Annotated in this window: 22 protein-coding genes; 13 read left to right on the top strand and 9 right to left on the bottom strand. The window is 72.0% G+C overall.

Annotation, left to right across the window (positions count from 1 at the left end; translation table 11 throughout):
* Positions 1 to 2: 2 nt before the first annotated feature.
* Positions 3 to 1,253 (bottom strand): MFS transporter, encoded by a 1,251-nt coding sequence (locus Asi02nite_RS27670; protein WP_239127158.1) that lies wholly within the window; start codon positions 1,251 to 1,253, stop codon positions 3 to 5.
* A 110-nt stretch (positions 1,254 to 1,363) separates the two neighbouring features.
* Between Asi02nite_RS27670 and Asi02nite_RS27665 the strand changes: the two genes are divergently transcribed.
* The 5 genes from Asi02nite_RS27665 (at position 1,364) to Asi02nite_RS27645 (ending at position 8,342) form a co-directional block, all read left to right on the top strand.
* Positions 1,364 to 2,734, top strand: coding sequence for a CBM96 family carbohydrate-binding protein (locus tag Asi02nite_RS27665; RefSeq protein WP_203716853.1), 1,371 nt, complete (start codon positions 1,364 to 1,366; stop codon positions 2,732 to 2,734).
* A gap of 54 nt (positions 2,735 to 2,788) precedes the next feature.
* Positions 2,789 to 3,301, top strand: a complete 513-nt coding sequence (locus Asi02nite_RS27660; RefSeq protein ID WP_203716852.1) for a 2Fe-2S iron-sulfur cluster-binding protein — start codon at positions 2,789 to 2,791, stop codon at positions 3,299 to 3,301.
* Positions 3,302 to 3,303: 2 nt separating this feature from the next.
* Positions 3,304 to 4,287: an FAD binding domain-containing protein gene (locus Asi02nite_RS27655; RefSeq protein WP_203716851.1), complete on the top strand. Its 984-nt coding sequence runs from the start codon at positions 3,304 to 3,306 to the stop codon at positions 4,285 to 4,287.
* Positions 4,284 to 6,380, top strand: a complete 2,097-nt coding sequence (locus tag Asi02nite_RS27650) for a xanthine dehydrogenase family protein molybdopterin-binding subunit (protein ID WP_203716850.1) — start codon at positions 4,284 to 4,286, stop codon at positions 6,378 to 6,380. The genes Asi02nite_RS27655 and Asi02nite_RS27650 overlap by 4 nt, the downstream gene beginning before the upstream one ends.
* Positions 6,381 to 6,452: 72 nt before the next feature.
* Complete coding sequence (locus Asi02nite_RS27645) at positions 6,453 to 8,342, top strand: primary-amine oxidase (RefSeq protein ID WP_203716849.1); 1,890 nt, start codon at positions 6,453 to 6,455, stop codon at positions 8,340 to 8,342.
* 65 nt (positions 8,343 to 8,407) lie between these two features.
* Here Asi02nite_RS27645 and Asi02nite_RS27640 read toward each other — a convergent pair whose 3' ends face one another.
* On the bottom strand, positions 8,408 to 9,052 hold the full coding sequence (locus Asi02nite_RS27640; RefSeq protein WP_203716848.1) for a GOLPH3/VPS74 family protein: 645 nt from the start codon (positions 9,050 to 9,052) through the stop codon (positions 8,408 to 8,410).
* 215 nt (positions 9,053 to 9,267) lie between these two features.
* On the opposite strand from Asi02nite_RS27640, the gene Asi02nite_RS27635 reads away from it, so the two are divergent.
* Both Asi02nite_RS27635 and Asi02nite_RS27630 read left to right on the top strand, forming a co-directional pair.
* The gene (locus tag Asi02nite_RS27635) at positions 9,268 to 10,761 is read left to right on the top strand and encodes an APC family permease (RefSeq protein ID WP_203716847.1); all 1,494 of its coding nucleotides are present in this window, start codon (positions 9,268 to 9,270) and stop codon (positions 10,759 to 10,761) included.
* Between the two features lie 100 nt (positions 10,762 to 10,861).
* Positions 10,862 to 11,839: an aldo/keto reductase gene (locus tag Asi02nite_RS27630; RefSeq protein WP_203716846.1), complete on the top strand. Its 978-nt coding sequence runs from the start codon at positions 10,862 to 10,864 to the stop codon at positions 11,837 to 11,839.
* On the opposite strand, the gene Asi02nite_RS27625 is transcribed toward Asi02nite_RS27630, so the two are convergent.
* The gene (locus Asi02nite_RS27625) at positions 11,836 to 12,843 is read right to left on the bottom strand and encodes a beta family protein (protein ID WP_203716845.1); all 1,008 of its coding nucleotides are present in this window, start codon (positions 12,841 to 12,843) and stop codon (positions 11,836 to 11,838) included. The genes Asi02nite_RS27630 and Asi02nite_RS27625 overlap by 4 nt on opposite strands.
* 103 nt (positions 12,844 to 12,946) lie before the next feature.
* Here Asi02nite_RS27625 and Asi02nite_RS27620 point away from each other — a divergent pair, with 103 nt between their 5' ends.
* From Asi02nite_RS27620 to nhaA, 3 genes are all read left to right on the top strand, one after another.
* Positions 12,947 to 13,132: a hypothetical protein gene (locus tag Asi02nite_RS27620; RefSeq protein ID WP_203716844.1), complete on the top strand. Its 186-nt coding sequence runs from the start codon at positions 12,947 to 12,949 to the stop codon at positions 13,130 to 13,132.
* A 264-nt stretch (positions 13,133 to 13,396) separates the two neighbouring features.
* Positions 13,397 to 13,903, top strand: a complete 507-nt coding sequence (locus tag Asi02nite_RS27615; protein ID WP_203716843.1) for a DsbA family protein — start codon at positions 13,397 to 13,399, stop codon at positions 13,901 to 13,903.
* Positions 13,904 to 15,295 (top strand): Na+/H+ antiporter NhaA, encoded by a 1,392-nt coding sequence (nhaA, locus tag Asi02nite_RS27610; RefSeq protein WP_203716842.1) that lies wholly within the window; start codon positions 13,904 to 13,906, stop codon positions 15,293 to 15,295.
* A gap of 3 nt (positions 15,296 to 15,298) precedes the next feature.
* Here the strand turns inward: nhaA and Asi02nite_RS27605 are convergent, their stop codons facing one another.
* The 3 genes from Asi02nite_RS27605 to Asi02nite_RS27595 form a co-directional block, all read right to left on the bottom strand.
* The gene (locus Asi02nite_RS27605) at positions 15,299 to 17,335 is read right to left on the bottom strand and encodes a PAS domain-containing protein (RefSeq protein ID WP_203716841.1); all 2,037 of its coding nucleotides are present in this window, start codon (positions 17,333 to 17,335) and stop codon (positions 15,299 to 15,301) included.
* A gap of 93 nt (positions 17,336 to 17,428) precedes the next feature.
* Positions 17,429 to 18,751: a DUF1254 domain-containing protein gene (locus Asi02nite_RS27600; RefSeq protein WP_203716840.1), complete on the bottom strand. Its 1,323-nt coding sequence runs from the start codon at positions 18,749 to 18,751 to the stop codon at positions 17,429 to 17,431.
* A gap of 40 nt (positions 18,752 to 18,791) precedes the next feature.
* Positions 18,792 to 19,520 (bottom strand): zf-HC2 domain-containing protein, encoded by a 729-nt coding sequence (locus tag Asi02nite_RS27595; protein ID WP_373312335.1) that lies wholly within the window; start codon positions 19,518 to 19,520, stop codon positions 18,792 to 18,794.
* A gap of 97 nt (positions 19,521 to 19,617) precedes the next feature.
* Between Asi02nite_RS27595 and Asi02nite_RS27590 the strand changes: the two genes are divergently transcribed.
* Positions 19,618 to 20,220 carry a sigma-70 family RNA polymerase sigma factor gene (locus tag Asi02nite_RS27590; protein WP_203716839.1) on the top strand — a complete coding sequence of 201 codons (603 nt, stop codon included), beginning with the start codon at positions 19,618 to 19,620 and terminating at the stop codon, positions 20,218 to 20,220.
* 131 nt (positions 20,221 to 20,351) lie between these two features.
* Here Asi02nite_RS27590 and Asi02nite_RS27585 read toward each other — a convergent pair whose 3' ends face one another.
* The 3 genes from Asi02nite_RS27585 to Asi02nite_RS27575 form a co-directional block, all read right to left on the bottom strand.
* Complete coding sequence (locus tag Asi02nite_RS27585) at positions 20,352 to 21,179, bottom strand: NADPH-dependent F420 reductase (protein ID WP_203716838.1); 828 nt, start codon at positions 21,177 to 21,179, stop codon at positions 20,352 to 20,354.
* Positions 21,176 to 22,171, bottom strand: a complete 996-nt coding sequence (locus Asi02nite_RS27580) for an LLM class flavin-dependent oxidoreductase (RefSeq protein WP_203716837.1) — start codon at positions 22,169 to 22,171, stop codon at positions 21,176 to 21,178. The genes Asi02nite_RS27585 and Asi02nite_RS27580 overlap by 4 nt, the downstream gene beginning before the upstream one ends.
* 78 nt (positions 22,172 to 22,249) lie before the next feature.
* Complete coding sequence (locus tag Asi02nite_RS27575; RefSeq protein WP_203716836.1) at positions 22,250 to 22,864, bottom strand: HAD family hydrolase; 615 nt, start codon at positions 22,862 to 22,864, stop codon at positions 22,250 to 22,252.
* A 274-nt stretch (positions 22,865 to 23,138) separates the two neighbouring features.
* On the opposite strand from Asi02nite_RS27575, the gene Asi02nite_RS27570 reads away from it, so the two are divergent.
* Complete coding sequence (locus tag Asi02nite_RS27570; RefSeq protein ID WP_203716835.1) at positions 23,139 to 24,305, top strand: acyltransferase family protein; 1,167 nt, start codon at positions 23,139 to 23,141, stop codon at positions 24,303 to 24,305.
* Positions 24,305 to 24,697, top strand: coding sequence for an NUDIX hydrolase (locus Asi02nite_RS27565; RefSeq protein WP_203716834.1), 393 nt, complete (start codon positions 24,305 to 24,307; stop codon positions 24,695 to 24,697). The genes Asi02nite_RS27570 and Asi02nite_RS27565 overlap by 1 nt, the downstream gene beginning before the upstream one ends.
* The last annotated feature ends 371 nt before the right edge of the window (positions 24,698 to 25,068 follow it).

The following is a 25,068-nucleotide window of genomic DNA, read 5'->3' as shown; positions in this document are numbered from 1 at the left end:
GTTCACGCCGTTCGTCCTTTGTGGAAGAGCAAGCCGGCGGTGGTCCCACCGGCGACGATCGCGACCCCCGCCGCGGCGAGTACGGCCGCGCCCGGCCCCCACGCCGACCAGGCCAGCCCGAACAGCACCGACGACGCCAGATAGGCCAGCGCCTGCCCGGTCTGGACCAGCGCGAGCCCGGTCGCCCGCAGGCCGTCCGGCAGCAGCGGCCCGGCCAGCGCCATCAGCACCCCGTCGGTCGCGGCGTAGTAGAGCCCGTACGCCGCCAGTGCCGGCACGAGCAGCGCCCACCCACCGACGGGCGCGCCGAGCAACAGGTAGGTGACCGCGAGCGCGGCGTACCCGGCGAGCAGCACGAGCCGCCGCCCGATGCGGTCCGCGAGCACACCCAGCGGCGCGGCCAGCAACAGGAAGGCCAGGCTCGTGCCGACGGCCAGCAGCGGGAACCAGAGCAGCCCGATCTCGGTGCGCCGCTGCAGCATGAGATAGACGAACCCGTCGCCGATCGTCGCGACCCCGAGCAGCACCGCGGCCAGCAGCAGCCGCCGCAGGTCACCCGAGCGCAGCAGCGCGACGGCGTCCCGCACCGACGGCCGCGGGGGAGCGGCGACCGACGCCGACGGTGGCCGTTCGCGCACGAAGAGCACCAGCACCGCGACCCCGAGCAGCGCCACGCAGAAACTGGTCACGAAGACCGCGTCGTACGACTGCCCCGACCCGGCCAGCACGGCCAGCGCGACGAGCGGACCGAGGAAGGCACCGACCGCGTCCATCGTCCGGTGCACGCCGAACGCGCGCCCCAACGCGTCCGGTGGCGTCGACAACGTGATCAGCGCGTCCCGGGGCGCGGTGCGCAGCCCCTTGCCCATCCGGTCGACCGCGACCACGAACCCGATGCCCGCCAGCGACCGCCCGGCGGCCAGCAGCCCGAGCTTGGCGACCGCCGACAGGGCGTAGCCGGCACCGGCCAGCACCTTGTGCCCGCGCACCCGGTCGGCCACGTAGCCGCCGACGATCCGCAGCAGCGCGGTCGCGCCGGTGTAGACCCCGTCGACCACGCCGTACGCGAGCGGGCTCAGGTGCAGGCCGAGCACCAGGTAGAGCGGCAGGACGGCCGTGACCATCTCGGCGGAGACGTCGGTGACCAGGCTGACGGTGCCGAGCGCGACGACGTTGCCACCGACGAGGGCCGCACCGCGCCGTCCCTTGCCGGCGGCGGGCCGGTCGATCGTGGACAGGTACACGCGGATCACCCTGTATCCCGTGCCGGATCGTGACAACACCCGCCGGATGAACAGATCGCTGTCCGCCGTTCACCCGTACGACGCGATCATGTTCATTCATCGACGTAGATTCCGAGGTCATGCGCATCCGTATCCTGGCCGGCGCCACCACGGCGACCGTCCTGGCCGGCGGCATCATCGCCGCCGTGCTGAGCAACACCACACCCGCAGCAGCCGCGACCACGACGTTCCGGCCGTCCGCGGACACCTACGTGCAGCAGGACACCGCTTCGACGAACTACGGCACGTCGACCCAGGTCACGGTCGACAACAGCCCGGTCCGCCGGCTGTTCCTGCGGTTCTCGGTGAGCGGCGTCAGCGGCACCGTCTCCTCCGCCAAGCTCCGGCTCCGGACGATCTCCGGCAACGACGGCAGCAACAACGGCGGCGCGTTCCGGGCGATGTCCAACACGACGTGGTCGGAGACCGGCACCACCTGGAACAACCAGCCCGCCGTCGACGGCGCGTCGGTCGGCTCGATCGGCAGCGTCACCGCCGACGGCTGGTACGAGCTCGACGTCACGAGCGTCGTCAAGGGCAACGGCACCTTCAGCTTCGGCGCCTCGTCCAGCAGCACCGACGGCGCCTACTACGACTCGCGGGAGAGCGGCACCGACGCGCCGCAGCTCGTGGTCACGACCGGCACCACGACGCCGCCGCCCAGCGGCGACCCGGTGCTGGTCGGTGCCGGCGACATCGCGACGTCCGGCTCCGGTGACAGCGCCACGGCGGCGCTGGTCAACGGGATCTCCGGCACGGTGTTCACCACCGGCGACAACGTCTACACCAATGGCACGGCCAACGAGTTCAACAGCTACTACCAGCCGACCTGGGGCGCCTTCAAGTCGCGGACCCGGCCCGCGCCGGGCAACCACGACTACAACACCTCGGGTGCCACCGGCTACTACAACTACTTCGGCTCGCAGGCCGGTCCGTCCGGCCAGGGCTACTACTCCTACAACCTCGGCAACTGGCACATCGTCTCGCTCAACTCCAACATCAGCATGTCGGCCACCTCGGCCCAGGTGACCTGGCTCAAGAACGACCTGGCCGCCAACACCCGGCCGTGCACGCTGGCCTACTGGCACCACCCGCTCTACACCTCGGGCGCCAACCACGCCCCGTCCACCTCGACCCGCCCGCTCTACCAGGCGCTCTACGACGCGAACGCGGACGTGGTCGTCTGGGGGCACAACCACCAGTACGAGCGGTTCGCGCCGATGAACGCGAACGGCGGCCTGGACAACGCGCGCGGCCTGCGGTCCTTCGTGGCCGGCATGGGCGGTGCCGACCACTACGGCTTCGGCACGATCCAGCCCAACAGCCAGGCCCGCAACAGCGACACGTTCGGCGTCCTCACGTTCACCCTGCACGCCACCTCGTACGACTGGCAGTTCGTGCCGCAGTCGGGCAGGACCTACAACGACAGCGGCACCGGAACCTGCCACTGAGACACCGCTGAGTGCCCGCCGCGCAACCAGCGCGGCGGGTACGGTCGAGGAGTCATGGCCGGTCCCGAGCTCGCCAGCACCGTGCGCCTCATGCTCAACGGGGCGCCCGTCGAGCTCGTCGTCGACAACCGCACCACGCTGCTCGACCTGCTCCGCGACCGGCTCGACCTGACGGGCACCAAGAAGGGCTGCGACCACGGTCAGTGCGGCGCGTGCACCGTGCTGCTCGACGGCCGCCGGGTCAACTCCTGCCTGCAGCTCGCGGTGGCCGTGGCCGGCCGCGAGGTGACCACCGTCGAGGGCCTGGCCGACGACGAGCCGCACCCGATGCAGGCCGCCTTCGTCGCGCACGACGCGTTCCAGTGCGGCTACTGCACGCCGGGCCAGATCTGCTCCGCGATCGGCATGCTCGACGAGCTCGCCGCCAGCTGGCCGAGCGCGGTCAGCACCGGCCCGGTGCGCCTCGACGACGCGGAGATCCGCGAGCGGATGGCCGGCAACATCTGCCGCTGCGGCGCGTACCCGCACATCGTGGCCGCCATCCGCGAGGTCGCCGGGGGCGACTGACGATGCGCGAGTTCGCCTACGCCCGGGCCCGCAGCGTCGACGCCGCGGTCGCGCTGGTCGCCGACAACCCGGAGGCCCGCTACCTGGGCGGCGGCACCAACCTCGTCGACCTGATGGAGCTCGGCGTCGAGCGCCCGGAGCTGCTGGTCGACGTGACGGGCCTGCCGCTGGACGACGTGACCGAGGACGGCGCCGCGCTGCGGGTCGGCGCCCTGGTCCGCAACAGCGACCTCGCCGCCCACCCGCTGGTCCGGGAGCGGTATCCGGTGCTCAGCCAGGCGCTGCTGGCCGGCGCCTCGGGGCAGCTGCGCAACGCGGCCACCACCGGCGGCAACCTGGTGCAGCGCACCCGCTGTGTCTACTTCACCGACGCGACCAAGCCGTGCAACAAGCGGATGCCCGGGTCCGGCTGCCCGGCCATCGAGGGCGAGCACCACAATCTGGCGATCCTCGGCGCGTCCGACCACTGTGTCGCGACCCACCCGTCGGACCTGGCGGTCGCGCTCGCGGCCCTCGACGCCCGGGTGGACCTGCAGGACCTGGCCGGGCCGCACGAGATCCCACTGGTCGACTTCTACCGCCCCGTCGGCGACCGCCCCGACCTGGAGCTGACGGTCCAGGACGGCGCGCTGGTCACCGGCGTCGCGCTGCCCCCGCTGCCGGCCGGCGCACGGTCCGCCTACCGCAAGGTCCGGGAGCGGGCGTCGTACGCGTTCGCGATCGCCTCGGTCGCCGCCGTGCTCGTGGTCGAGGACGGCCTGGTCAGCGACGTGCGGATCGGGCTCGGCGCGGTCGCGTCCCACCCCTGGCGGGCCCGGGTCGCGGAACGCGCGCTGCTCGGCGGCCCGGCCACGGAGGCGGCGTTCGAGGCGGCCGCGGAGGCGGAGCTGGACAGCGCCACGCCTCTGCGGGACAACGCGTACAAGGTGCCGCTGGTCCGTGACCTGGTCGTCGCGGTGCTGGCGGGGCTGGCGGGGGAGCGATGACCCGGTTCTGGCAGGCCGCGCCGTCGGTGGGCCACCCGCTGACCCGGATCGAGGGCCTCGACAAGGTCACCGGCCGGGCCCGGTACGCCGGCGACGTCGCGGTGCCCGGCCTGGCCTACGGCGCCGTGGTGCCGGCGACGATCCCGCGCGGCCGGGTGCTCAACCTGGACGTCGAGGCGACGCTGGCCATGCCGGGCGTGCTCGCCGTGGTGCACCGGGACAACGCGCCGCGGCTGACGGACATCGGTGAGGGCACGCTGTTTCTCTTCCAGGGCGACCGGGTGGCGCACTGGGGCGCGCCGGTCGCGCTGGTCGTCGCCGACACCCCCGAGCGGGCGCGGGAGGCCGCCGAGCGGATGCGGGTCGACTATTTCCCCGAGCCGCCCGACACCGTGTTCCGCGCCGACCATCCGGGTCTCTACGAGCCGGAGTACGTCAACCCGCGCAACCCGACGGTGACCGGGAAGGGTGACGTGGACGCCGCTCTGGCCGGCGCCGCCGTCGTGGTCGACGCCGAGTACCGCACGCCCGCGCAGCACAACAACGCGATGGAGCCCCACTCGGCCACGGCCGTCCGGTCCGACGGGCGGATCACCCTGCACACCTCGACGCAGTACGCGTACGGGGTGGTGCCGACGCTGTCCAAGCTGTTCGGTTTCGCGCCCGGGACGCTGCGGGTGCTCTCCGAGCACGTCGGAGGGGGCTTCGGCAACAAGGGCATGCCGCCGCGGCCCGACACCGTGCTCGCGGTGATGGCCGCCACGCTGGTCGGCCGCCCGGTCCGCGTCACCCTGACCCGGCCGCAGCTCTGGCCGCTGACCGGCTACCGCACGCCCACCGCGCAGCGGATCCGGCTCGGCGCCGACCAGGACGGCCGGCTGGTCGCGCTCGAGCACCGGGCGGCCCTGCAGACCTCCCGGCTGCACGAGTTCACCGAGCAGGCCGCGGTCTACTCCCGACCGATGTACGGGGCCGAGAACATGCGTACCAGCCACCGGGTGGTGGCGCTGGACGTGCCGACGCCACGCTGGATGCGGGCGCCGGGGGAGGCGCCGGGCTCCTTCGCGCTGGAGTCCGCGATGGACGAGCTCGCCGAGGCGTGCGGGGTCGACCCCGTCGAGCTGCGGCTGCGCAACGAGCCGGCCGTCGACCCCACCACCGGACAGGCGTTCAGCAGCCGGCGGCTGGCGGACTGCCTGCGGGTCGGCGCGTCGCGCTTCGGCTGGGCCGGTCGGGATCCGCGGCCGGCGGTGCGCCGGGACGGCCGCTGGTGGCGGGGCACCGGCGTGGCCGGCGCGCACTACCCGGCCCGGGCCGCGCCGACGACGGCGCACGCCACGGCGCTGCCCGACGGCTCGTTCGTGGTGCGGGTGGCGGCGAGCGACATCGGCACCGGCGCCCGGACGGTGCTGACCCAGCTCGCGGCGGACGCCCTCGAGGTGCCGGTCGACCAGGTGCGGGTGCTGATCGGCGACAGCGGGTTCGGGCCGGCGATGGGCGCGGGCGGGTCGATGGGCACGGCCTCGTGGAGCTGGCCGGTGGTCACCGCGTGCCGGGAGCTGGCCGGCCGGCTGGCGGCCGGTGAGCCGCTGCCCCCGGACGGGCTGACCAGCACGTTCGACTCCACGGCGGCGATCGGGGCGCGGGCCGACTACGCCCGGTACGCGTTCGGCGCGCACTTCGCCGAGGTCGCGGTCGACGTCACCACCGGCGAGGTCCGGGTGCCCCGGCTGACCGGCGTCTACGCGGTCGGCCGGGTGGTCAACCCGCTCACCGCCCGGTCGCAGTCGATCGGCGGCATGACGATGGGCCTGTCCACGGCCCTGCTGGAGGAGTCCAGCATGGACGGCCGGTTCGGCGACTGGGTCAACCACAACCTGGCCGACTACCACGTGGCGACCAACGCCGACGTCGGCGAGATCGACGTGACCTACGTCGACGACCCCGACGACGAGCTCAACCCGTCCGGTGTGAAGGGACTCGGCGAGATCGGCATCGTCGGCGTGGCGGCCGCGATCGCCAACGCGGCCTGGCACGCCACCGGGGTCCGGCAACGGGAACTGCCCATCACGCCGGCCCGCGCGGCGCGGTAGACCATGGACAGTCGATCTCATCAGGATTAGCTTGTCGATCGTCGTAACCCCTTTCGACGACGAGGTGATCCGATGACGGCCGGTCATCCCCTGGAGCGGCTCAGCGCCGCCGAGATCGACGCCGCACGCACGCTGTTCCAGAAGAACGACCTGCTCACACCCACCACCCGATTCGCCGTGCTGGGCCTGGAGGAGCCGGCGAAGGACGCGGTGATCGCCTGGTCGCCGGGCGAGCCGGTGGACCGGCGCGTCCACGCCACCCTGCTCGACGTGGCCACCGGCCGGGTCCGCCGCGTGGTCGCCTCGGTGACCCGCGAGGAGATCGACGAGGCGGTCGAGGTCGACCCGGCCGTCGACGGCCAGCCGCCGATCCTGCTCGACGAGTTCATCGCGGTCGACGAGATCGTCAAGGGCGACCCCGGCTGGCGCGCCGCCGTCGAGCGTCGCGGCATCACCGAGTTCGACCTGGTCCGGCCGTGTCCGCTGTCGGCGGGCCACTACGACCTGCCGGGCGAGCGCGGCCGGCGGCTGCTGCGGGTGCTCTCCTTCGTGGCCAACCGCCCCGAGGACCACTGCTGGGCCCACCCGATCGACGGTCTCGTCGCGTACGTCGACCTGATCGAGAAGCGGGTCGTCGAGCTGATCGACGCCGCGCTGCTGCCCGTCCCGGCCGAGGAGGGCAACTACGACGACCCGGCGTTCACCGGGCCGCCGCGGGAGACGCTCAAGGCGCTGGAGATCACCCAGCCGGACGGCCCGAGCTTCCAGGTCGACGGCGACGAGGTGACCTGGGAGGGCTGGCGGTTCCGGGTCGGCTTCGACCCGCGCGAGGGCCTGGTCCTGCACCAACTGTCCATCCAGGACCGCCCGCTGATCTACCGCGCGTCCATCGCCGAGATGGTCGTGCCGTACGCCGACCCGAGCCCGGTGCGGTTCTGGCAGAACTACTTCGACGCCGGCGAGTACCTGCTGGGGCAGCAGGCCAACTCGCTCGTGCTCGGCTGCGACTGCCTGGGTGAGATCCGCTACTTCGACGCGGTGCTGGCCGACGGCGACGGCAACCCGCGCACCGTGGCCAACGCGATCTGCCTGCACGAAGAGGACTTCGGCGTGCTGTGGAAGCACAGCGACCTGTTCACCGAGGCGGCCGAGACGCGGCGGCAGCGCCGGCTGGTCATCTCCTACTGGGCCACGGTCGGCAACTACGACTACGGCTTCTTCTGGTACCTCTACCTCGACGGGACGGTCGAGATGGAGGTCAAGGCGACGGGTGTGGTGTTCACCTCCGCCTTCGTCGAGGGCACCGAGTTCGCCACCGAGATCGCGCCGGGGCTCGGTGCGCCGTACCACCAGCACCTGTTCAGCGCCCGGCTCGACATGACGGTCGACGGTGTCGCCAACGCGGTCGACGAGCTCGACGTGCGGCGGCTGCCGGTCGGCGAGGCGAACCCCTACGGCAACGCGTTCACCCGCACCGCGACCCGGCTGACGACGGAGTCGCAGGGCGTCCGCAGCGCCGACAACAGCGTCGGCCGGGTGTGGCGGATCTCCAACCCGGACAGCACGAACCGGCTCGGGCAGCCGGTGGCGTACGTGCTGCGCCCCGAGGGTCAGCCGGCGCTGCTGGCCGACGAGAGCGCGTCGATCTCGGCCCGGGCCGCGTTCGCCCGCAACCACCTGTGGGTCACCCGCTACGCCGCGGACGAGCGCTACCCCGCCGGTGAGTACGTCAACCAGCACCCGGGCGGTGCGGGCCTGCCCGCGTTCGTCGCCGACGACGAGTCGATCGACGGCGCGGACATCGTGGTCTGGCACACATTCGGCAGCACGCATTTCCCGCGGGTCGAGGACTGGCCCGTGATGCCCGTCGACCGGTGCGGATTCTCCTTGCGCCCGGCCGGATTCTTCGATCGGAACCCCACGTTGGACGTTCCGGCCAGTACGGCTAAACACTGCCATTGAGAAACATTTGGGGGTACGCCCGGCGTCGGGCGTACCCCCAAATGCATTTCCTTGCCTTTATGAATTTAACGGCGAGTGATGACCGCCATGGCGGCGACCGTCCCCTCGACGCCCTGGATGACCTCACGCAGGGGTGCCGGGAGGCGCACGGTGATCGCCGTGATGCTGTCGGCGACCTCCTGCCGCGTCCACTCCAGCATGATGCGTTGTTCGAGGCCAACGCTCTTGACGAGGGCCGCGAGCGTGGCCGTCTGCGCGTCGATCTGGTCCGGCCGCTGCAGGTAGTACGACATCCGCACGAGCGGTCGTGTCGCCGTCAGCGCGTTGACGGCGGGGTAACGCACAGTAAGCTTCCGGGACAGCCCAGAACGCTGCTCGTCGCGGCGGGCAACCCCCGCGGCGACGACGCGCTGGGCAACCACCTCGAAGACGTTGCCGCGCAGGTGCTCGACCCAGGCGCGCGGGACGAACTCGCTGCCTCTGCTGTGGATCTCGCGTAGGACGACATCGGTCACGGGGTCGCCCCACGGACGGGGGTCGTCGACGGCCACCTTGCTGGCCACGACGCTGATGCGTCTCTGCAGGATCAGCTCACAGAGCGCCGCGCCGGCCAGGCCGGCGTCGAGCATCTCCTGGTTGATCGCAGTCTTGCCCGTGTATTCGTTGTGTCCGACAGTGAAAAGTTCGTCGGCAAGCCCTAAGTCGCTCATAACCTCAGGCGGGAGTAGAGGAGTCGATGAGATCACCGGCGGTGGGATGGGGGCGCCGATTTTGAACGGCCAAACTGTACGCCGATCTTGACCGCCATTCAACCGTTGTGATCCTTCGATAAGGGACCCTCCACAGTCTTGAGTGCGAAACCCTGTGGCCGTACGATCGGGCGTCGCGAAACCGATCAAACACCTCTGAATCGAGGAACCCCTCCGTGTCCGAACAGCTCGCAGGAACTCTCGCCAGGCGTCGGCTTGGCGTAGTACACCTGTTCTTCTTTGTCGTGGCGGCGTCCGCACCGCTGACCGTCCTCGGTGGCGGTGTCACCACCACGTTCGCCGTGACCGGGTCCACGGGCGTGCCGCTGTCCTTCCTGGTGCTGGCCCTGATCCTGGGCATCTTCGCCGTCGGCTACGCCGCGATGAGCCGGCACGTCGCCAACGCCGGCGCCTTCTACTCCTACATCGCGCAGGGCATCGGCCGGCCCGCCGGCGTCGGTGGCTCGTTCGTGGCGCTGACCGCCTACAACGCGATCCAGGTCGGCCTCTACGGTCTGTTCGGCTTCATCTTCGCCGACTTCATGAACACCAAGTTCAGCGTCGACATGAAGTGGTGGGTCTGGTCGCTGCTGGCCTGGGCCCTGATCGGCATCCTGGGCATGCTCCGCGTCGACCTCAACGCGACCGTCCTCGCCGTGCTGCTCATCCTCGAGATCCTGGCGACGGCGCTGTTCGACATCATCGGCCTGACCAACCCGGCCGGTGGCAGCGTCTCCATGGCGGGCTGGGACTTCGGCAACCTCTTCGCGAGCGGCGTCGGCGCGGTGTTCGCACTGGGCATCGCGGCGTTCACCGGCTTCGAGTCCGGCGCCATCTACAGCGAGGAGGTCAAGGACCCCCGCCACACGGTCGCCCGCGCGACGTTCTTCGCGGTGCTGTTCACCGGCCTCTTCTACGCCATCTCGGCGTGGGCGATGACCGTCGTGGTCGGCCCCGACAACGTGCAGCAGGCCGCCACGGAGGCCGGCCCCGGCGTGGTCTTCGGCACCCTGGCCGAGCACACCAACGCCACCATCGCCGACATCGCGGTCGTGCTCTTCTTCACCAGCGTGTTCGCCGCCCTGCTCTCCTTCCACAATGGAGTCGCGCGGTACCTGTTCGCGCTGGGCCGGGAGCGGGTGCTGCCGCAGTTCCTCGGCCGCACGAGCCGCCGCACCATGGCTCCGGTCGCCGGCTCCGTGACCCAGTCGATCATCGCGATCATCGTGCTGGCCGGCTTCATCGCCGCAGGCAAGGACCCGGTGCTCGACCTGTTCACCTGGCTGTCGGGCGTCTCCGCCGTCGGCGTCGTGCTGCTGATGGCCGCCACCTCGGCCGCGGTCGTCGGCTATTTCCGCGTGCGCCGCGGCGACGAGTCGACCTGGCAGGGCACGGTCGCTCCGGCCGTGGCCACGATCCTGCTGACCGCGCTGCTGATCACGCTGGTCGTCAACTTCAACAGCCTGCTGGCGCCGACCAACCCGGCGTACCTGCGCTGGCTGCTGCCCGGCCTGATCGGTGCGGCCGCCGTCATCGGCATCATCTGGGGCCTGGTGCTCAAGTCGTCGCGTCCCGACGTCTACGAGGGCATCGGGCGCACGGTCGGCCAGCCGCTGACCGCCGACGAGTCCGGTTCCGGCTCCAACTCGGACTACGTGCCGGTGCACTGAGTCCTGCCGGACGCCCGCACGGTCCTTCGGGGCCGTGCGGGCGTTCGTCGTGTCCGGCGGTAGCCTTCGCACCATCCCCCTCGGTGAACGGAGTGCCGCCATGGAATACACCCGGCTCGGCTCGTCCGGCCTCACGGTCTCCAGGATCGTCGCCGGTTGCATGGGCTTCGGCGACCCGGACCGCGGCCACCACGCCTGGAGCCTGCGCCTCGACGAGTCCCGGCCGCTGATCCGGCAGGCGCTCGAGGCCGGCGTGACCACGTTCGACACCGCCAACGTGTACGCCTTCGGCTCCAGCGAGGAGATCGTCGGCCAGGTCCTCGGTGAGCTGGCCCGCCGCGACGAGGTCGTCATCGCGACCAAGGTGCACGGCCGGATGGGCGACGGCCCCAACGGCGCGGGCCTGTCCCGCGGCGCCATCATGACGCAGGTCGACGCGAGCCTGCGCCGGCTGCGCACCGACTACATCGACCTCTACCAGATCCACCGTTTCGACCCGCACACGCCGGTCGAGGAGACGATGGAGGCGCTGCACGACCTGGTCCGGGCGGGCAAGGTGCGCTACCTGGGCGCGTCGTCGATGTGGACGTGGCAGTTCGCGGCCATGCAGCACGCCGCGGACCTGGGCGGCTGGACCCGCTTCGTGGCGATGCAGAACCACTACAACCTGCTGATGCGCGAGGAGGAACGGGAGATGCTCCCGTACTGCCTCGACCAGGGCGTCGGCGTGATCCCCTGGAGCCCGCTGGCCCGCGGCAAGCTGGCCCGCGACTGGTCGGCCACGACGTCCCGCAGCGGCAGCGACCGCTTCGGCGCGACTCTCTACCAGCAGTCCCGCGACACGGACCGCCGCGTGGTGGAAGCGGTGGGCACGGTCGCGGACAAGCGCGGCACCTCCCGCGCGGCGGTGGCACTGGCCTGGGTGCTGGCGAAGTCGCCGGTAACGGCCCCGATCGTCGGCATCACGAAGAACCACCACATCCCCGACGCGGTGGCGGCCCTGGACGTCGAGCTGTCGGACGACGAGATCGCCCTGCTGGAGGAGCACTACGCCCCACGCCTCCCAGAGGGCTTCTAGCTGGTCAGCCCGGCGACCACGTGGGCTATGTGATGTGAGGTTCCCCAGGCGCGCCAGTACGTGGCGTTCCCCGGACCGTCCGCGCGCCGCGAACGTCGATCGAGTTCCATGTCACCCCAACAATGGTCGGCCCCCGCCCAGTGGGTTGAGGTCACCAGCGCTGCGCATATGTGGTAGAAGCCCGCGTTACCTTCCGCCTCCGCCCGCTGCCGGCGGTAGACCCACCATTCGTCGTGACTGGTGTAGCGGAGGTTGGGTGGGGGCGACCAACCAGGACCGAGGCGGGGATACGCGATGCCGTAGTCGCCGAACCGGACGTCCAGGTCCGAGAGCCGGTCGCGGAGCGCCTTGTCCCATCTGCGGACCGGCGCCGGCGACCGGACGCAACGCCTGCGAAGTCGGTCCGGGTCGGGCATCGCACCCGCGGCGACGGTGATCGAACGCCAGGGCCGACGGAGCGCCCACGCGACCGACTTGCGCGCCATCGGCTCGGCACGGCTCAGGCCGGCTTCCGACGAGACGGCGAACATGTCCATCACCAGGTCGCATTGCTCGATCGGGACATGAGCGTACGAGTCGAGTCGTTGGGTCAGATCGTCGTCGGCTTCGAGGTGGTCGACTCTCACCCGCACGATCGCGCGGCCCTCGTGGCGTCGAGCGGCTTGTCCATGGTCGCGGAGCCGATCCGGCGGATCGTCGAGCCGTATCACCGGCAGGACCGGAATGCCGAACGCGCCGAGGTCCTCGGAGATGTCGGTGATCGGGCGACGCCACCCCGACGTCGGGTCCTCCAGATGGACCACGTCCACGCCGACAGGAGTAGCCGGGAGCCGTTCCCGGGTGCTCTCGGAGAAGCGGAGTGCGTCCTTGATGGGATCACCACTGCGCGGCACCACTTCGAGGATGGGCAGGATCAGCCGTCGATGAGCCGTGGGTACGTTGTCGAGCGCGAGTAACTCGCCCGCGCGACCCTTGAGGATCGGTACGTAGAGCAGGACGGCCACCTCGATCCACGACCGATGCCGACGTACTCATGGTAATCAATTATTCACTTTGGGTATGCGCGGCTTACTCAGATGGTGAAGGCTGCCCAAGCCGGATCGTCAGGTGAGTCGTGCGTCAGGGCCGGAGCGCCGTGCAGCCGTAGGCGAGCGAGCGGGACGCGGCGGCCACGCGGCCCATCAGGCCCGTCGGGCCCGCGCGCTGGCGGAGGCCAGCGCGGTCACGTTCAGCACCGCGAACGAGGCGCTCGTCGTGACCACCACCGTGCTCGCGGCCAGCGGTCCGGCGTGAGGACCAGCCGGGCCGGCATGCCGGCCGCGTTGGCCAGCGACCAGGCCAGCACCCTGCGGTCGTGAAGCGGGCGATCAGCCGGTCGGTCAGTGCCGACGCCAGCAGGGGGAACGCCGCGATCCGGATGCCGCCGAGCTTGGCCGGCGCCGACGCGTTCCAGAACCGCCAGAAGGCGTCGCCGGGAGGGGCCGCCGTCGGGCGACCGTACCGGGAGGATTTCCGATCTCCGCACCTCGTGGCAATTCGGGTGGCACGATCGAACGGGTGAGTGACGCCATCGACCTCGACCGCCACGTGTACGGCGAACCCGGCGCGGCGATCACGGTCGTGGAGTACGGCGACTTCGAGTGCCCGTACTGCGGCGCCGCGTTTCCCGTGCTGCGCAAGCTGATCGACGGCTCGGACGGGCGGGTCCGGCTGATCTACCGGCACTTCCCGGTCTTCACCAAGCACCCGTACGCGCTGACCGCCGCCCTCGCCGCCGAAGCCGCCGGCGACCGGTTCTGGCCCATGCACGACCAGCTCTTCAAGCACCAGGCGCGGCTGACGGACCCGGACCTCGCGGCGTACGCGGCCGAGGCGGGTGTGCCCGACCCGCAGTCGGTGATCGGCGAGGAGGCGCAGCGGTTCCGCCCGGCCGTCGAGCGCGACTACACGAGCGGTGTGTCCGGCGGCGTACGCGGCACGCCCACGCTCTTCGTCGACGGTCGCCTCTACTCGGGCCGGGTGGAGCTCGGCGCGCTGCGCGGCACGCTCGGACTCGGCCGTTAGGTGAGCACGGCGTCGTTGCCGCCGCGGCCGGGGCCGCGGACCCGGCTCTCGGCGCTGCCACTGGTGCCCCAACCGGTCACCCGCTTCCTCGTCACCGAGGCCGGCAGTGGCTTCCTGCTGCTGGCCGCGGCGATCGCGGCGCTGGTCTGGGCCAACATCCCGGGCGGCCACTACGAGTGGGTCTGGGAGACCGTCGCCTCGATCCGGCTCGGTGACTGGGGGATCACCCTCGACCTGCGCCACTGGATCAACGACGCCGCCATGGCGATCTTCTTCCTGACCGTGGGCCTGGAGATCAACCGCGAGGTCACGGTCGGGGAGCTGCGCCGCGGGCGGTACGTGCTGGCGCCCATCTTCGGCGCCGCGGGCGGCGTGATCGTGCCGGCGCTGGTGTACTACGCGTTCAACGCGGGCACGCCGGCCGAGCACGGCTGGGGCATCCCCATCTCGACCGACACCGCGTTCCTGCTCGGCATCCTGGCTCTGTTCGGCCCGCGCTGCCCCGACCAGCTCCGCCTGTTCTTCCTGACCCTCGCGATCGTCGACGACATCGTCGCCATCGTCGTGCTGGCCATCTTCTACACTCCCGAGCTGTCGATGGTGCCGTTGTTCGTCGCGATCGGGCTGGTGGCGGTCCTGGTCGGCCTGCGCTGGCTCGGCGTCTGGCAGCTTCGCTGGTACGCCTTCGTCGGCATCGCGCTCTGGGTGGCGGTCTACGAGTCGGGCCTGCACGGCACCCTGGCCGGCGTGATCCTGGGCCTGCTGGTGCCGGCCACGCCGACCGACCCGCGCCTGCTCGAGTTCATGCGGTACTACGGTCGCGGGCTGATCGAGCGGGCGACCGCCGAGCGGGCCCGGCTGACGGTGCAGGCCGCGCGGGCCACCATCCCGGCCAACGACCGGATGCAGGACGTGCTCCACCCGTTCAGCGCGTACGTCATCGTGCCGATCTTCGCCCTGGCGAACGCGGGTGTGCTGATCAACCAGGAGAGCCTCGCCCGGGCGGCGCAGTCGCCGGTCACGATCGGCGTGCTCGTCGGCCTCGTGGCGGGCAAGACGGTCGGCATCTCGCTCGGCACCGCGATCGCCATCTGGACGAAGCTGGGCGAGCTGCCCGGCCGGGTCCGCTACGGCCACCTCATCGGCGGCTCCGCGCTGGCCGGCATCGGCTTCACCATCGGCCTGTTCATCACCGACCTCGCGTTCGACGATCCCGTGCTGACCGCCGACGCCAAGCTCGGGGTGCTCGCCGCGTCGCTGGTCTCCGCGGTGGTCGGCTCCCTGGCCCTGCGTTATCTGGGCGAGCGGCTGCCGCTGTGCATGGTGGAGGAGGACGAGGAGGTGCCGGCCCTGCCGACCGGGCCGTGGCGCGACCCGACGCACCCGCCCTGATGCTCAGCCGAAGCGGCGCCAGACGCTGCGGCGGTTGCGGCCCGGCGCCGAGCGGTCGAGCCGGCGCAGGGTGGACGGCAGGTCGACGCGGCGGTCCGGGGTCACGTCGTGCAGCGTCAGCACGAGGCCCTGGACCGCCGGGTGGTTGCGCAGGTCGCGGCAGTTGACCTCGACCTGGATCCAGGAGCCGTCGGAGCGCCGCAGGGTCCACTCGGTGTTGACGCCGCTGCCGTCGAGGGCCGCACGGGCCCGGTCGAGCGTGTTCTCGACCTGGCCGTGGTCGTCGCGGTGGATGATGTCGCGCCAGGTCGACAGGATGGGCACCGAGACGTTGAGCAGGTCGGCCATGGACGGGCTGGCGTACCGGATCCACTCGTCGGCGTCGAGGAGGATCACGACGTCGGCGGTGCGCTCGCTGACCGCGCTCAGGTAGGCGTCGCGCTCCCGGCGGCTCGTCTCCACGGTGTGCCCGACCCGGCGCAGTGCCAGGGCCGCCTGGCTGGCCAGCACCTCGAGGGTGTCCTGCAGGCCCGTCAGCACCGAGTGGTCACCGCCGATCGCGACCGCGCCGACGGGTGAGCGGTGCCGGCCCGGTTGCTCGGCGGCGAGCGAGGCGACCAGCGTGGCCGGCAGGCCGGCCAGCGGTGCCCGCAGGTCGGGGTGGAGCAGGCGGGTCGCCAGCAGCCGGCTGCGCCGGCCGCCGGCCGTGGCGGGTGGCTGGTGGTCGAGCAGCACCAGCGGGCGCCAGGCGACCGCGTCGGCCGCGTCGACCCGGCCGAGCACCGGGCCGCCGACCGTCGCCGTGCCCTTGGCCCGGAGCCGGCCGGCGTCCAGGCGCCGGTCGACGGCCGGCCGCAGGTCGGCGGTCTCCTCGCTGGCCTTGAGCCGGCGCTCCCGGTCGCCCGGCCCGGCGACGGCGGCCACGCCGGACAGGGGCAGCGTGTCGTCCTCGTCGACCGGCGCGGCGGTCGAGACGAAGATGACCTTGTGCGGGTGGCCCTTCGGCAGCAGCCGGTCGATGCCGGCGACCAGCGTCGCGGCGACCGCGCCGGCGTCGGCGGCGGCCACGAGCTCGCCGCACGCGTGCCGCAGGAGCCGCTCCCGCTCGACGGCGCGCCGCTGGGCCGTGAGGGCGTCGTTGAGCCGCGTCGCGACCAGCACGATCATCAGCGCCGAGCCGATCGCCACGACGGTGACGACGCCGACGTCGTCGCGGACGTCGCCGACCAGCAGCAGCGCGGGGCCGGTGAGCGCGATCAGCAGCACGGGCAGCACGCCGAGCCCGCGCCCGGAGTCGATCCGCGGCTCGACCGGCAGGGTCAGCCGCGCCATCGACGCCGGCAGCGCCGCGGCGCCCCAGGCGGCGTAGCAGACGAGGTAGCCCAGCTCCCAGGTGCGGCCGCCGGGGACGCCGCCGCCCATCTCGGCGAGCGCGTCCAGCGCGTCGGCGACCAGCAGGCCGGCCGCGCCGACCGCGAGCAGCACGGCGGAGACGTTGCGGGCCCGGGTGGCCACCACGAGCGCGGTGGTCACGACGACGACCACGATGGAGCCGAGCACGTGGGCGGCGGCCAGCGACCGCTCGTAGACGGGCCAGCTCGACGAGGCGACCGCGAACGGCCCGGTCACTGTCCAGGCGACCAGGGCAGCGGCCACGACGAGGGAGAGCAGGTCGACCACCGTGGACCGGTCGCGCAGCGCGGCGCTCGTCCTGGTCAGGCCCAGCAGCGCGTACGCCAGCAGCGGGAACAGCGTCAGGTAGCAGACCTCGGCGACCACCAGCCAGGCGCCGTCGTGGTCGCTGCCGCCGCTGGCCTCGTACGCGATGTCGCCGATCCCGAGCGCGGCGGCCGCGGCGGCCAGCAGGACCCACGGGGCGCGCCGGGCCGGCTGGTGGGTGCGGATGCCGAACAGGATGCCGGCGGTGGCGAGCGCGCCGGCGAGGCCCCAGAGCACGCCCGCGGCGGCCGGGAAGACGATGATCGCGACACCGAGAGCCGCGGTGACGGCGCCGGCGAGCACCGGCCAGCGTCTCGCCATGGCGGCTCCCATCCGGGGCGGCGTCTCTGGTGGACACACGGACACACCATCTTGACCTGTGGGTCGGCTGTGCGAAAGGGGCCGTCCGGGGAGCTAGCCGACCCTGATCAGCGGCGGGAGGTCGTACGCGCCATGCAGTATTTCGGATCGTGGCTGGTAGAGGCGCATGAGCGGACGGAACGCGCCGGGCGGAGCGGGCAGCCAGTTGGCGGTGTCGCCGTCGGCCGGCGGCGAATGACTCACCCGGAGAGTGAATGATCCGTCGGGTTCGCGACGCAGTCCGGGGGTGCGGTCGCCGATCGAATAGCGGTCGATCGGGTTGGGCACAAGGTAGTAGTCCGGCATGTCGTACATCGTCAGCGACCAGAACGCGTCGACCGGGGGAGTGCGGGAGAACCTGATGTCGTACGCGTGTACGCCGGACAGGGGCGCGCCGTCCGCGTCCGTGTAGACCGGGGCGTACACCGCCTCGTAGCCGTGGTTGCCCCAGAGCCCGACCCGCGCCGCCACGGCCCGCGCCAGATACCCCTTGACCCGGTCGGCCATCTTCCACTGTGGAGAATCCAGCGTGCCGGGGCCGAGGAAGTCCACGTTGTAGTCGAACGCGTGCGGCGCGAGATGCCAGCCGTGCACGGTGGCGCGGGCGTCGTCGCGCGCGGCGTGCTCGATCCGCTCGCGGCCGCGAGCGGCACCCTCGGCCAGCGCGTCCGCCAGGTCGGCGGGCGGGTCCGCGTACGAGGGAGCGTCGTCCAGCAGGCCGATCGGGCGGAACCGCTCCTGGTAGGCCCGGTCCGGGACGGCGGGCGGGAAGGCCTTCAGCCAGGATCGCAGGTGCTCGAAGAAGAGCAGGTCCTCGGGTACGCCGGCCGCGGCGACCGACGGCAGCGGCGCGCTGGCCGACGGGGCCTGAGCCGCCAGGCGCAGCCCTTTCTGGAGGCGTTCGACCCGGGGCAGGTCGGTGGGGCCGGCGCAGCCCAGGCGGCCGACCAGCGTGACCACGGAGGTCGAGGCCGGCAGCAGGGTGGTGTCGTCGGGCACCGGGCCGGGATAGCCGCGCGGCACGATCAGGAACGAGCCGGCGGCGGTGCCGGTCGCGCGGCGACCGACGTACGCGATGTTGTTGGTCCAGGCGTCGACGACCTGCACCACGTAGTAGGCGCCGGCGGTGTCGGGCACCGACAGCCGCACCGGGCCGCCGCCGACGTCGACCTGGGCGACGGAATAGACGGTGTCGTTGTTGACGCTGGCGAACGTGTCGCCCGGCCCGGCCAGCCGGTGCGCGTGGCCGAACATGTTGAACGGCGCGGCCGGGACCGGGCCGAGGCCCTCCCGGGTGAACCGGCAGACCTCGGTCAGGCTGGCCACCAGGGGGTAGCCGTAGACGTAGGCCTCGGCGGCCAGCCCGGCGCGGTCCATACTGCGAGGCTAGTGCCGGGCCGGTCCCGGTTAGCCGGCTTTAGGCCGCTTCCTTGTGCCGGACCCGGGCGGTGGCGGCGCCGCCGTCGACCAGCCGCAGGCGGGGCGGGCCGGCGGGGGGCTCGGTGTCGAACGTCGCCGTCCAGCGGCGACCGGTGCCGCGGGCCGGGGGCTCGCCCGGGTCGAGGGCCGGGCGGGACAGGGCCAGGGTGATCAGCCAGCCGGCGACCAGGAAGGCGTGGCTGGCCAGCCGGCCGGGCTCGACCCGGCCGGCGATGGTGTCGTTGGCGGAGAGCAGGGTGAGGACGCCGACGAAGGCGGTCAGGGTGGGCAGCAGACCGGTGGGGCGGGTGCGGCGCAGGGCGACGAACGCGAAGCCGGCGCCGATCGCCAGGTTCCAGGCGGCGGACTCGTGCCAGAGGTGGCCCGAGCCCAGGGCGGCGTCGTGGGCGTGGTCGTCGCGGCCCAGGCCGGCGACCTGGGCGGCGCCGAGGAGGAACTGGACGAGGCCGATCGCCGCGAGGCCGACCCGCAGACCGATGGCGAGGCGCCTCCTGCGCGGCGGGCCGGCCTGCGCCGGTAGGTCGATCGGCCGCGCGGGTGGCACGGGCGCGGTCCGCGCCAGCCGGGTCACCGCGGCCGCCGCGTCGTACCAGGCGGCGCAGCGCGTACACCCGGCGATGTGTCGTTCGGTCAGCTCACGCTCGCCCGGCGCGTCCTCGCCGTCGAGCCGCGCCGACAGCATTTCCCGAATCCGCTCGCACTCCACAACCACATAGTCGCCCGAAAGGCGCGATCAGTTCCCATGGGATTTTCCGCTGCCCGCGCGGTCAGGGCCGCGAACCGGACAAGCTAGCCTTGCCGGCATGCGTCTCCCCGGACCGTTCTCCCAGCCTGCCGAAGACCTGGACGAGGTCACCGGCTGGGCGCTGGCAGCGAAGGCGGGCGACCGGGCCGCGGCGCACGCGTTCGTGGAGGCGACCCAGCACCAGCTCCGGCGGTTCGTGACGCACCTGGTCGGCCCGGGGGAGGCCGACGACCTGACCCAGGAGATCTACCTGCGGGCGATGCGGGCCCTGCCGGCGTTCGACGCCCGGTCGACGGCCCGCACGTGGCTGCTGGCGATCGCCCGGCGGGCCTGCGCGGACCACATCAGGTACGTGTCGCGCCGCCCACGCCTGGCGGCCCTCGACGACTGGCAGCCGGTAGCGGAGGCGGAGCTGGCCCGCGATCATGGTGGGGCGGGGTTCGAGGCGGGGTTCGCGCTGACGGAGCTGGTCCGCGGGCTGGACCCGGAGCGGCGCGAGGCGTTCGTGGCGACGCAGATCGCGGGTCTGAGCTACGCCGAGGCGGCGGAGGTGTGCGGGTGCCCGGTGGGCACGATCCGCTCCCGGGTGGCCCGGGCGCGCGACGACCTGGTGGCGGCGATGGCCGACCGCGACTTCCGCCGCCTCCGCCCGACTAGCTAGGGGCTGAGGGCGGCGGACGGCTAGGCCGCGCGCAGCGCGGAAGCCTGCGCCCGGGTCGTTGCGGCGCTGCGGAAGGCTGGCCCGCGCGGCGCCGAAGCGGGCGCCCGGGTGTTGCGGCGGCGCGCGGACGGCTAGGTGTTCGCCGGGGCGACGCTTTCCAGGGTGGCGAGCAGCTCCGCGCGGGTCAGGTTGGCGCCGAAGATGTCCGACGAGCCCGGCTGCAGGACGTGGCCCGCGCCCAGCGGGTGCAGGGGGACCGGGTCGAAGCCCATCGCGTCGACCAGCTCCGCCACCACCCCGACCGTCGCCGGGTCGTCGCCGGCCAACGCCAGGGCGCGGCGGTCCGGGTCGCCGGCCGGGCGGGTCCAGGCGTCCAGCTCGTGGTAGCCCATGTGGTTGAACGACTTCACCACGTCGACCCCGAGGACGTCGCGGACGATCTCGCTGCTCGACCGGGTGGCGTTCTCCCACTGCGAGAGCACGCCGTCAACGGGCGGCCAGTAGTTCATCACGTCGACCACGATCCTGCCCCGCAGCGCCGCGGCCGGGACGGTCTCGAGGCGGGCGAGCGGCACGGCGACGATGACGATGTCGGCCTGGGCGGCGGCGTCCGCGGCCCACATCGGGGTCGCGCCGGGCGCCAGCACGTCGACGATCAGACCGAGCGCGGTCGGGTCACCGGACCCGGCGATGGCGGTCGGCCGTCCGGCCGCGACGGCCAGCCGCGCCAGCACGGTGCCAACCTTGCCGGCCCCGAGCACCGCGACCCTGGGACCGTCGCCGGAGCCAGCGGTCCGGGGACCGTCGGCGAGCGCGGCCGGCCGCGGACCGTCCCCGAGCGCGGCCGGCCGCGGACCGTCGCCGAGCGCGGACGCCTGCGGCCCCTCGCCGGGGACGGCGGTCCGGGGGCCCTCGCCGGGCGCCGCGGCCCGCGTACCGCTGTCGGGTGTGCGCGTCATGACGTCTCCTTGCGGACCACCGGGGCCACCTCCGTGGCGAACAGCTCCAGGCTCTTGTCGATCATGCCTGAGGGCATGCCGCCCACGTCGAACTGGCCCACGTACCGGCTGATGCCGAGCTGATCCCGATGGTTCATGATCTTGTCGATGACCTCCTGCGGGCTGCCGACCAGCAGGCCGGCCCGGATCCACTGGTCGTAGACCTCGCGTGGCATTCCCCCGGGAAACTGTGGAAGGCGCCCCAGGTATTCCGCGTAGTACGGGTAGAACGCGTCACGCGCCCCCTGCGACGTGGTGCCCACGTACATGTGGCCGCCGCTGGCCACCCGCAGGCCCGCCGCGTCGTGGCCCGCGGCGGCCGCCGCGCGCCGGTAGAGCTCGACCAGGCTGCGGGCCGGCGCCGGGTCGGTGAAGATCGCCACGAACATCGGCGCCCCGAACCGACCCGCCCGCACGGCCGACTGCGGTGTGCCGCCCACGCCCACCCAGACCGGCAGCGGGTCCTGCACCGCCCGCGGTGTGACCAGCGCGTCCTCCAGCGGGGGGCGGGTGCGGCCCGCCCAGGTCACCCGCTCCTCCCTGGTGAGCCGCAGCAACAGGTCGAGCCTCTCCTCGAAGAGCAGGTCGTACGCCCGCAGGTCGAAGCCGAACAGCCCGAACGACTCGGTGAAGCTGCCCCGCCCCGCGATGATCTCGGCACGGCCGCCGGAGACCTGGTCCAGCGTGGCGAACTGCTCGTAGACCCGCACCGGGTCGGCCGTCGACAGCACCGTCACACCGGTGCTGAGCCGGATCCGCTCGGTCACCGAGGCCATCGCGGCCAGCACCACCTCGGGCGCCGACAGCGTGAAGTCGGGGCGGTGGTGCTCCCCGAGCGCGATCACGTCCAGGCCGGCCTCGTCGGCGTACCGGGCCTGCGCGATCAAATCGGCGATGCGCTGCCCGGTGGGGACGGTGCCGCTGTCGCCGAACGAGTAGATACCGAGTTCCATGACCAGCCCCTGCGTGTACGTCGGTGGAAACGGAGCTTCTTCCTCCGCTTGCCGACCGTAACACGCAACCGGAGGTCGCTATTCCGCTTGTCGGTCCAGCAGCGCGTCGAGCTCGGCGATCACCTGCGCGGTGGTCTCGAACAGCACGGCCCCCATCCCGTACGCGCGGGCGGCGGTCACCGACAGCGGCAGGTCGTCGACGAACACGACCTCCTGCGGTGCCACGTCCAGGCGCCGGCAGGTCAGCTCCCACAGCGCCGGGTCCGGCTTGCTGAGACCGACCTCGTGCGAGTAGACGCAGTCGTCGACCAGGTCGGTCAGCCCGTACGCGGCCTGCTCCCGCTCGCGCGCGCCGACGAAGCTGTTGCTCAGGATCCCGGTGCGAAATCGCGGTCGCAGCGCCCGGGCGTACGCGATGAGGTCGGTGTTCGGTTTACCGAGATACTGCTTCCACATGTCGGCCATCACGGCCTCGACCTGATCGACGGTGAGGCCGAGCCGGTCCCGCATCGCCGCGTGCACCTGCGCCTCGGTCACCGTGCCGATCTCCCCGGCGGCCCACACGTCGGCCATCGTCGCCCCGATCGCACCGTCGCCGAGCCCGAGCGTCTCCTCCCACCGCCGATCGAAGTCCATCGGCTCCGTGAACTCCAGCACGCCACCGACATCGAAGACCACCGCGCGTATCACCATGATCGTCACGGTACGGAGCGGCGGGGCGGTCGCTCCATACGCAAGTTGTCCTACGGCAAAGCGCGGATGGCCGGTGGACATCCGTCAGCTGAGCGTTCATCCATCGAACATCGCGACAAAACGGCGTCATCGCGACCGAACGTATCGGGATAAACGGTGTAACCGGTTGCTGCCTTGGAGTGAGGAACGGCACCCTGACCCTTCGGGTGTCCCCGATGACGGGTGCCCGGTGGCAATCTTGAATGTGCGCCATTAATACGGAGAGGGGGTCCGGATGGCCACGACGGCTTCGCCTACCCAGGTTCAACGGCTTCCGCACGTCGACAACCTGCGGGCCGTGATGGTCGCGTGGATCATCGGCGGACACGCACTGCTGGGCTACTCGGCCATCGGGGGTTGGCCGTACGACGAGGTCCAGGAGACCACGTTCCATCCCAGATCCGAGCTAGCCATGGCCGTCGTCGTCGGACCGACGGCCCTTTTCGTGATCGGCACCTTCTTCTTCATCGCCGGCCTGTTCGCACCGGCCGCGATGGCGCGCAAGGGCCCCGCCCGGTTCGCCAGCGAGCGGGTGGTCCGGCTCGGCGTACCCTTCCTGCTCTTCGCCCTGCTGGTCTGGCCCCTGTTCATGTGGTTCGCCTACCTGGCGGCGGGTCACCGGGTCTCGTTCTGGTGGGAGTTCACCCACCGGCACCCGTTCCTTGACTCCGGGCCGCTGTGGTTCGCGGAGATCCTGCTCTACGTCTCGCTCGCGTACGCCGCCCTCGTCTGGGCAAAGGACCGCGCCCGCAGCGACGGCGAGCCGGCTGAGGAAGGCCCGACCACACTCGGCGGCCGCCAACTCGTGACGCTGATCGGCCTGGTCGCGATCGCCTCGTTCATGGTCCGGCTGTGGTTCCCGGCGCAGAGCAAGCAGGTGCTCGACCTGCACGTCTGGCAGTGGCCGCAGTGCGTGGCCATGTTCGGCCTCGGCGTGGCGGCGGCCCGCTTCGGCTGGGCCAACCGGGTCCCGGAACGTCTACGCCGGGGCTGCGGCGTCGCGGTGATCGTCACGGTGCTGGCGCTGCCGGTCTACGCGTGGACGGTCGGCCTGTCCAACCTCGCCGACGACGCGGCCCCGTATCAGGGCGGTTGGCACTGGCAGGCGCTGCTGCTGGCGACGGTCGAGGCGATCCTGGTCGTAGCCGGCTCGGTCTGGGTGCTCGGCCTGGCGCAGGACCGCCTGCAAGGTCACAGCCGCCTCTGGCAGCGCTGCGCCCGTGGTTCGTTCGCCGCGTTCATCCTCCAGGCGCCGGTCCTGCTCACCCTGTCGATCACGCTGCGCCCCTTCGACCTCCCGGCCGAGGCCAAGGCGATCGCGGTAGCCGGCATCGGGATCCCGGTCTGCTTCTGGCTGGGTTGGAAACTCATCGAACGCACCCCGGTGGGCCGCTACCTGTGATGATCGACAAGGTCGCCTGGATCCACGTGGCGTCGGGCGCGATCCTCAGCTCCCGCAACCACGGCCGCGACGTGTTCTATCTGCCGGGCGGCAAACGCGAGCCGGGGGAGAGCGACCTGGAGACGCTGGTCCGCGAGATCCGCGAGGAACTCAGCGTGACGATCGTCGAGGGCAGCGAGCGGCACGTGGGCACATTCGAAGCGGAGGCCCACGGTCGTCCGCCCGGCACGCGGGTGACGATGACCTGCTACACGGCCGATTTCCTGGGGTCGCTGCGGCCGGACAACGAGATCGCGGAGCTGGTGTGGCTGGGGTACGCCGATCGCTCCCGCGTCTCCGCCGTCGACCAGCTGGTTTTCGATCATCTGCGGGGGCAGGGGCGGTTGCTCTGATCATTTGCTCGGCTCCGTCGGGGGCGCGACCGTGCTCCCGCCAGACACCGCTCGCTCCGCTTAGCTGCCAGGTCCGTGGGCGCTTTCCGATAACCGGTGGTCCCGCACGGACATCAAGCAACCACTTCGCGGTCAGCCGCGTCCCACGCCGCTAGGGGGCGCGGTTTGTGGTAAACCGCGGGCTCGTCCTGTCGTGGGGACGTTTTGTGGTCAGCGGCGGGCCGGTCCTGTGATGCGGACGTTTTGTGGTCAACGGCGGGCCGGTCCTGTGATGGGGACGTTGTGTGGTCAACGGCGGGGGGTCCTGTCACGCCGACGGTTTGTGGTCAACCGCGGGCTCGTCCTGTCGTGGGGACGTTTTGCGGTCAAGT

It is taken from the genome of Asanoa siamensis (assembly GCF_016862555.1).
In the GTDB taxonomy this organism is placed as follows: Bacteria; Actinomycetota; Actinomycetes; order Mycobacteriales; family Micromonosporaceae; genus Asanoa; species Asanoa siamensis.
This window is presented reverse-complemented; position numbering and strand designations above follow the sequence as displayed.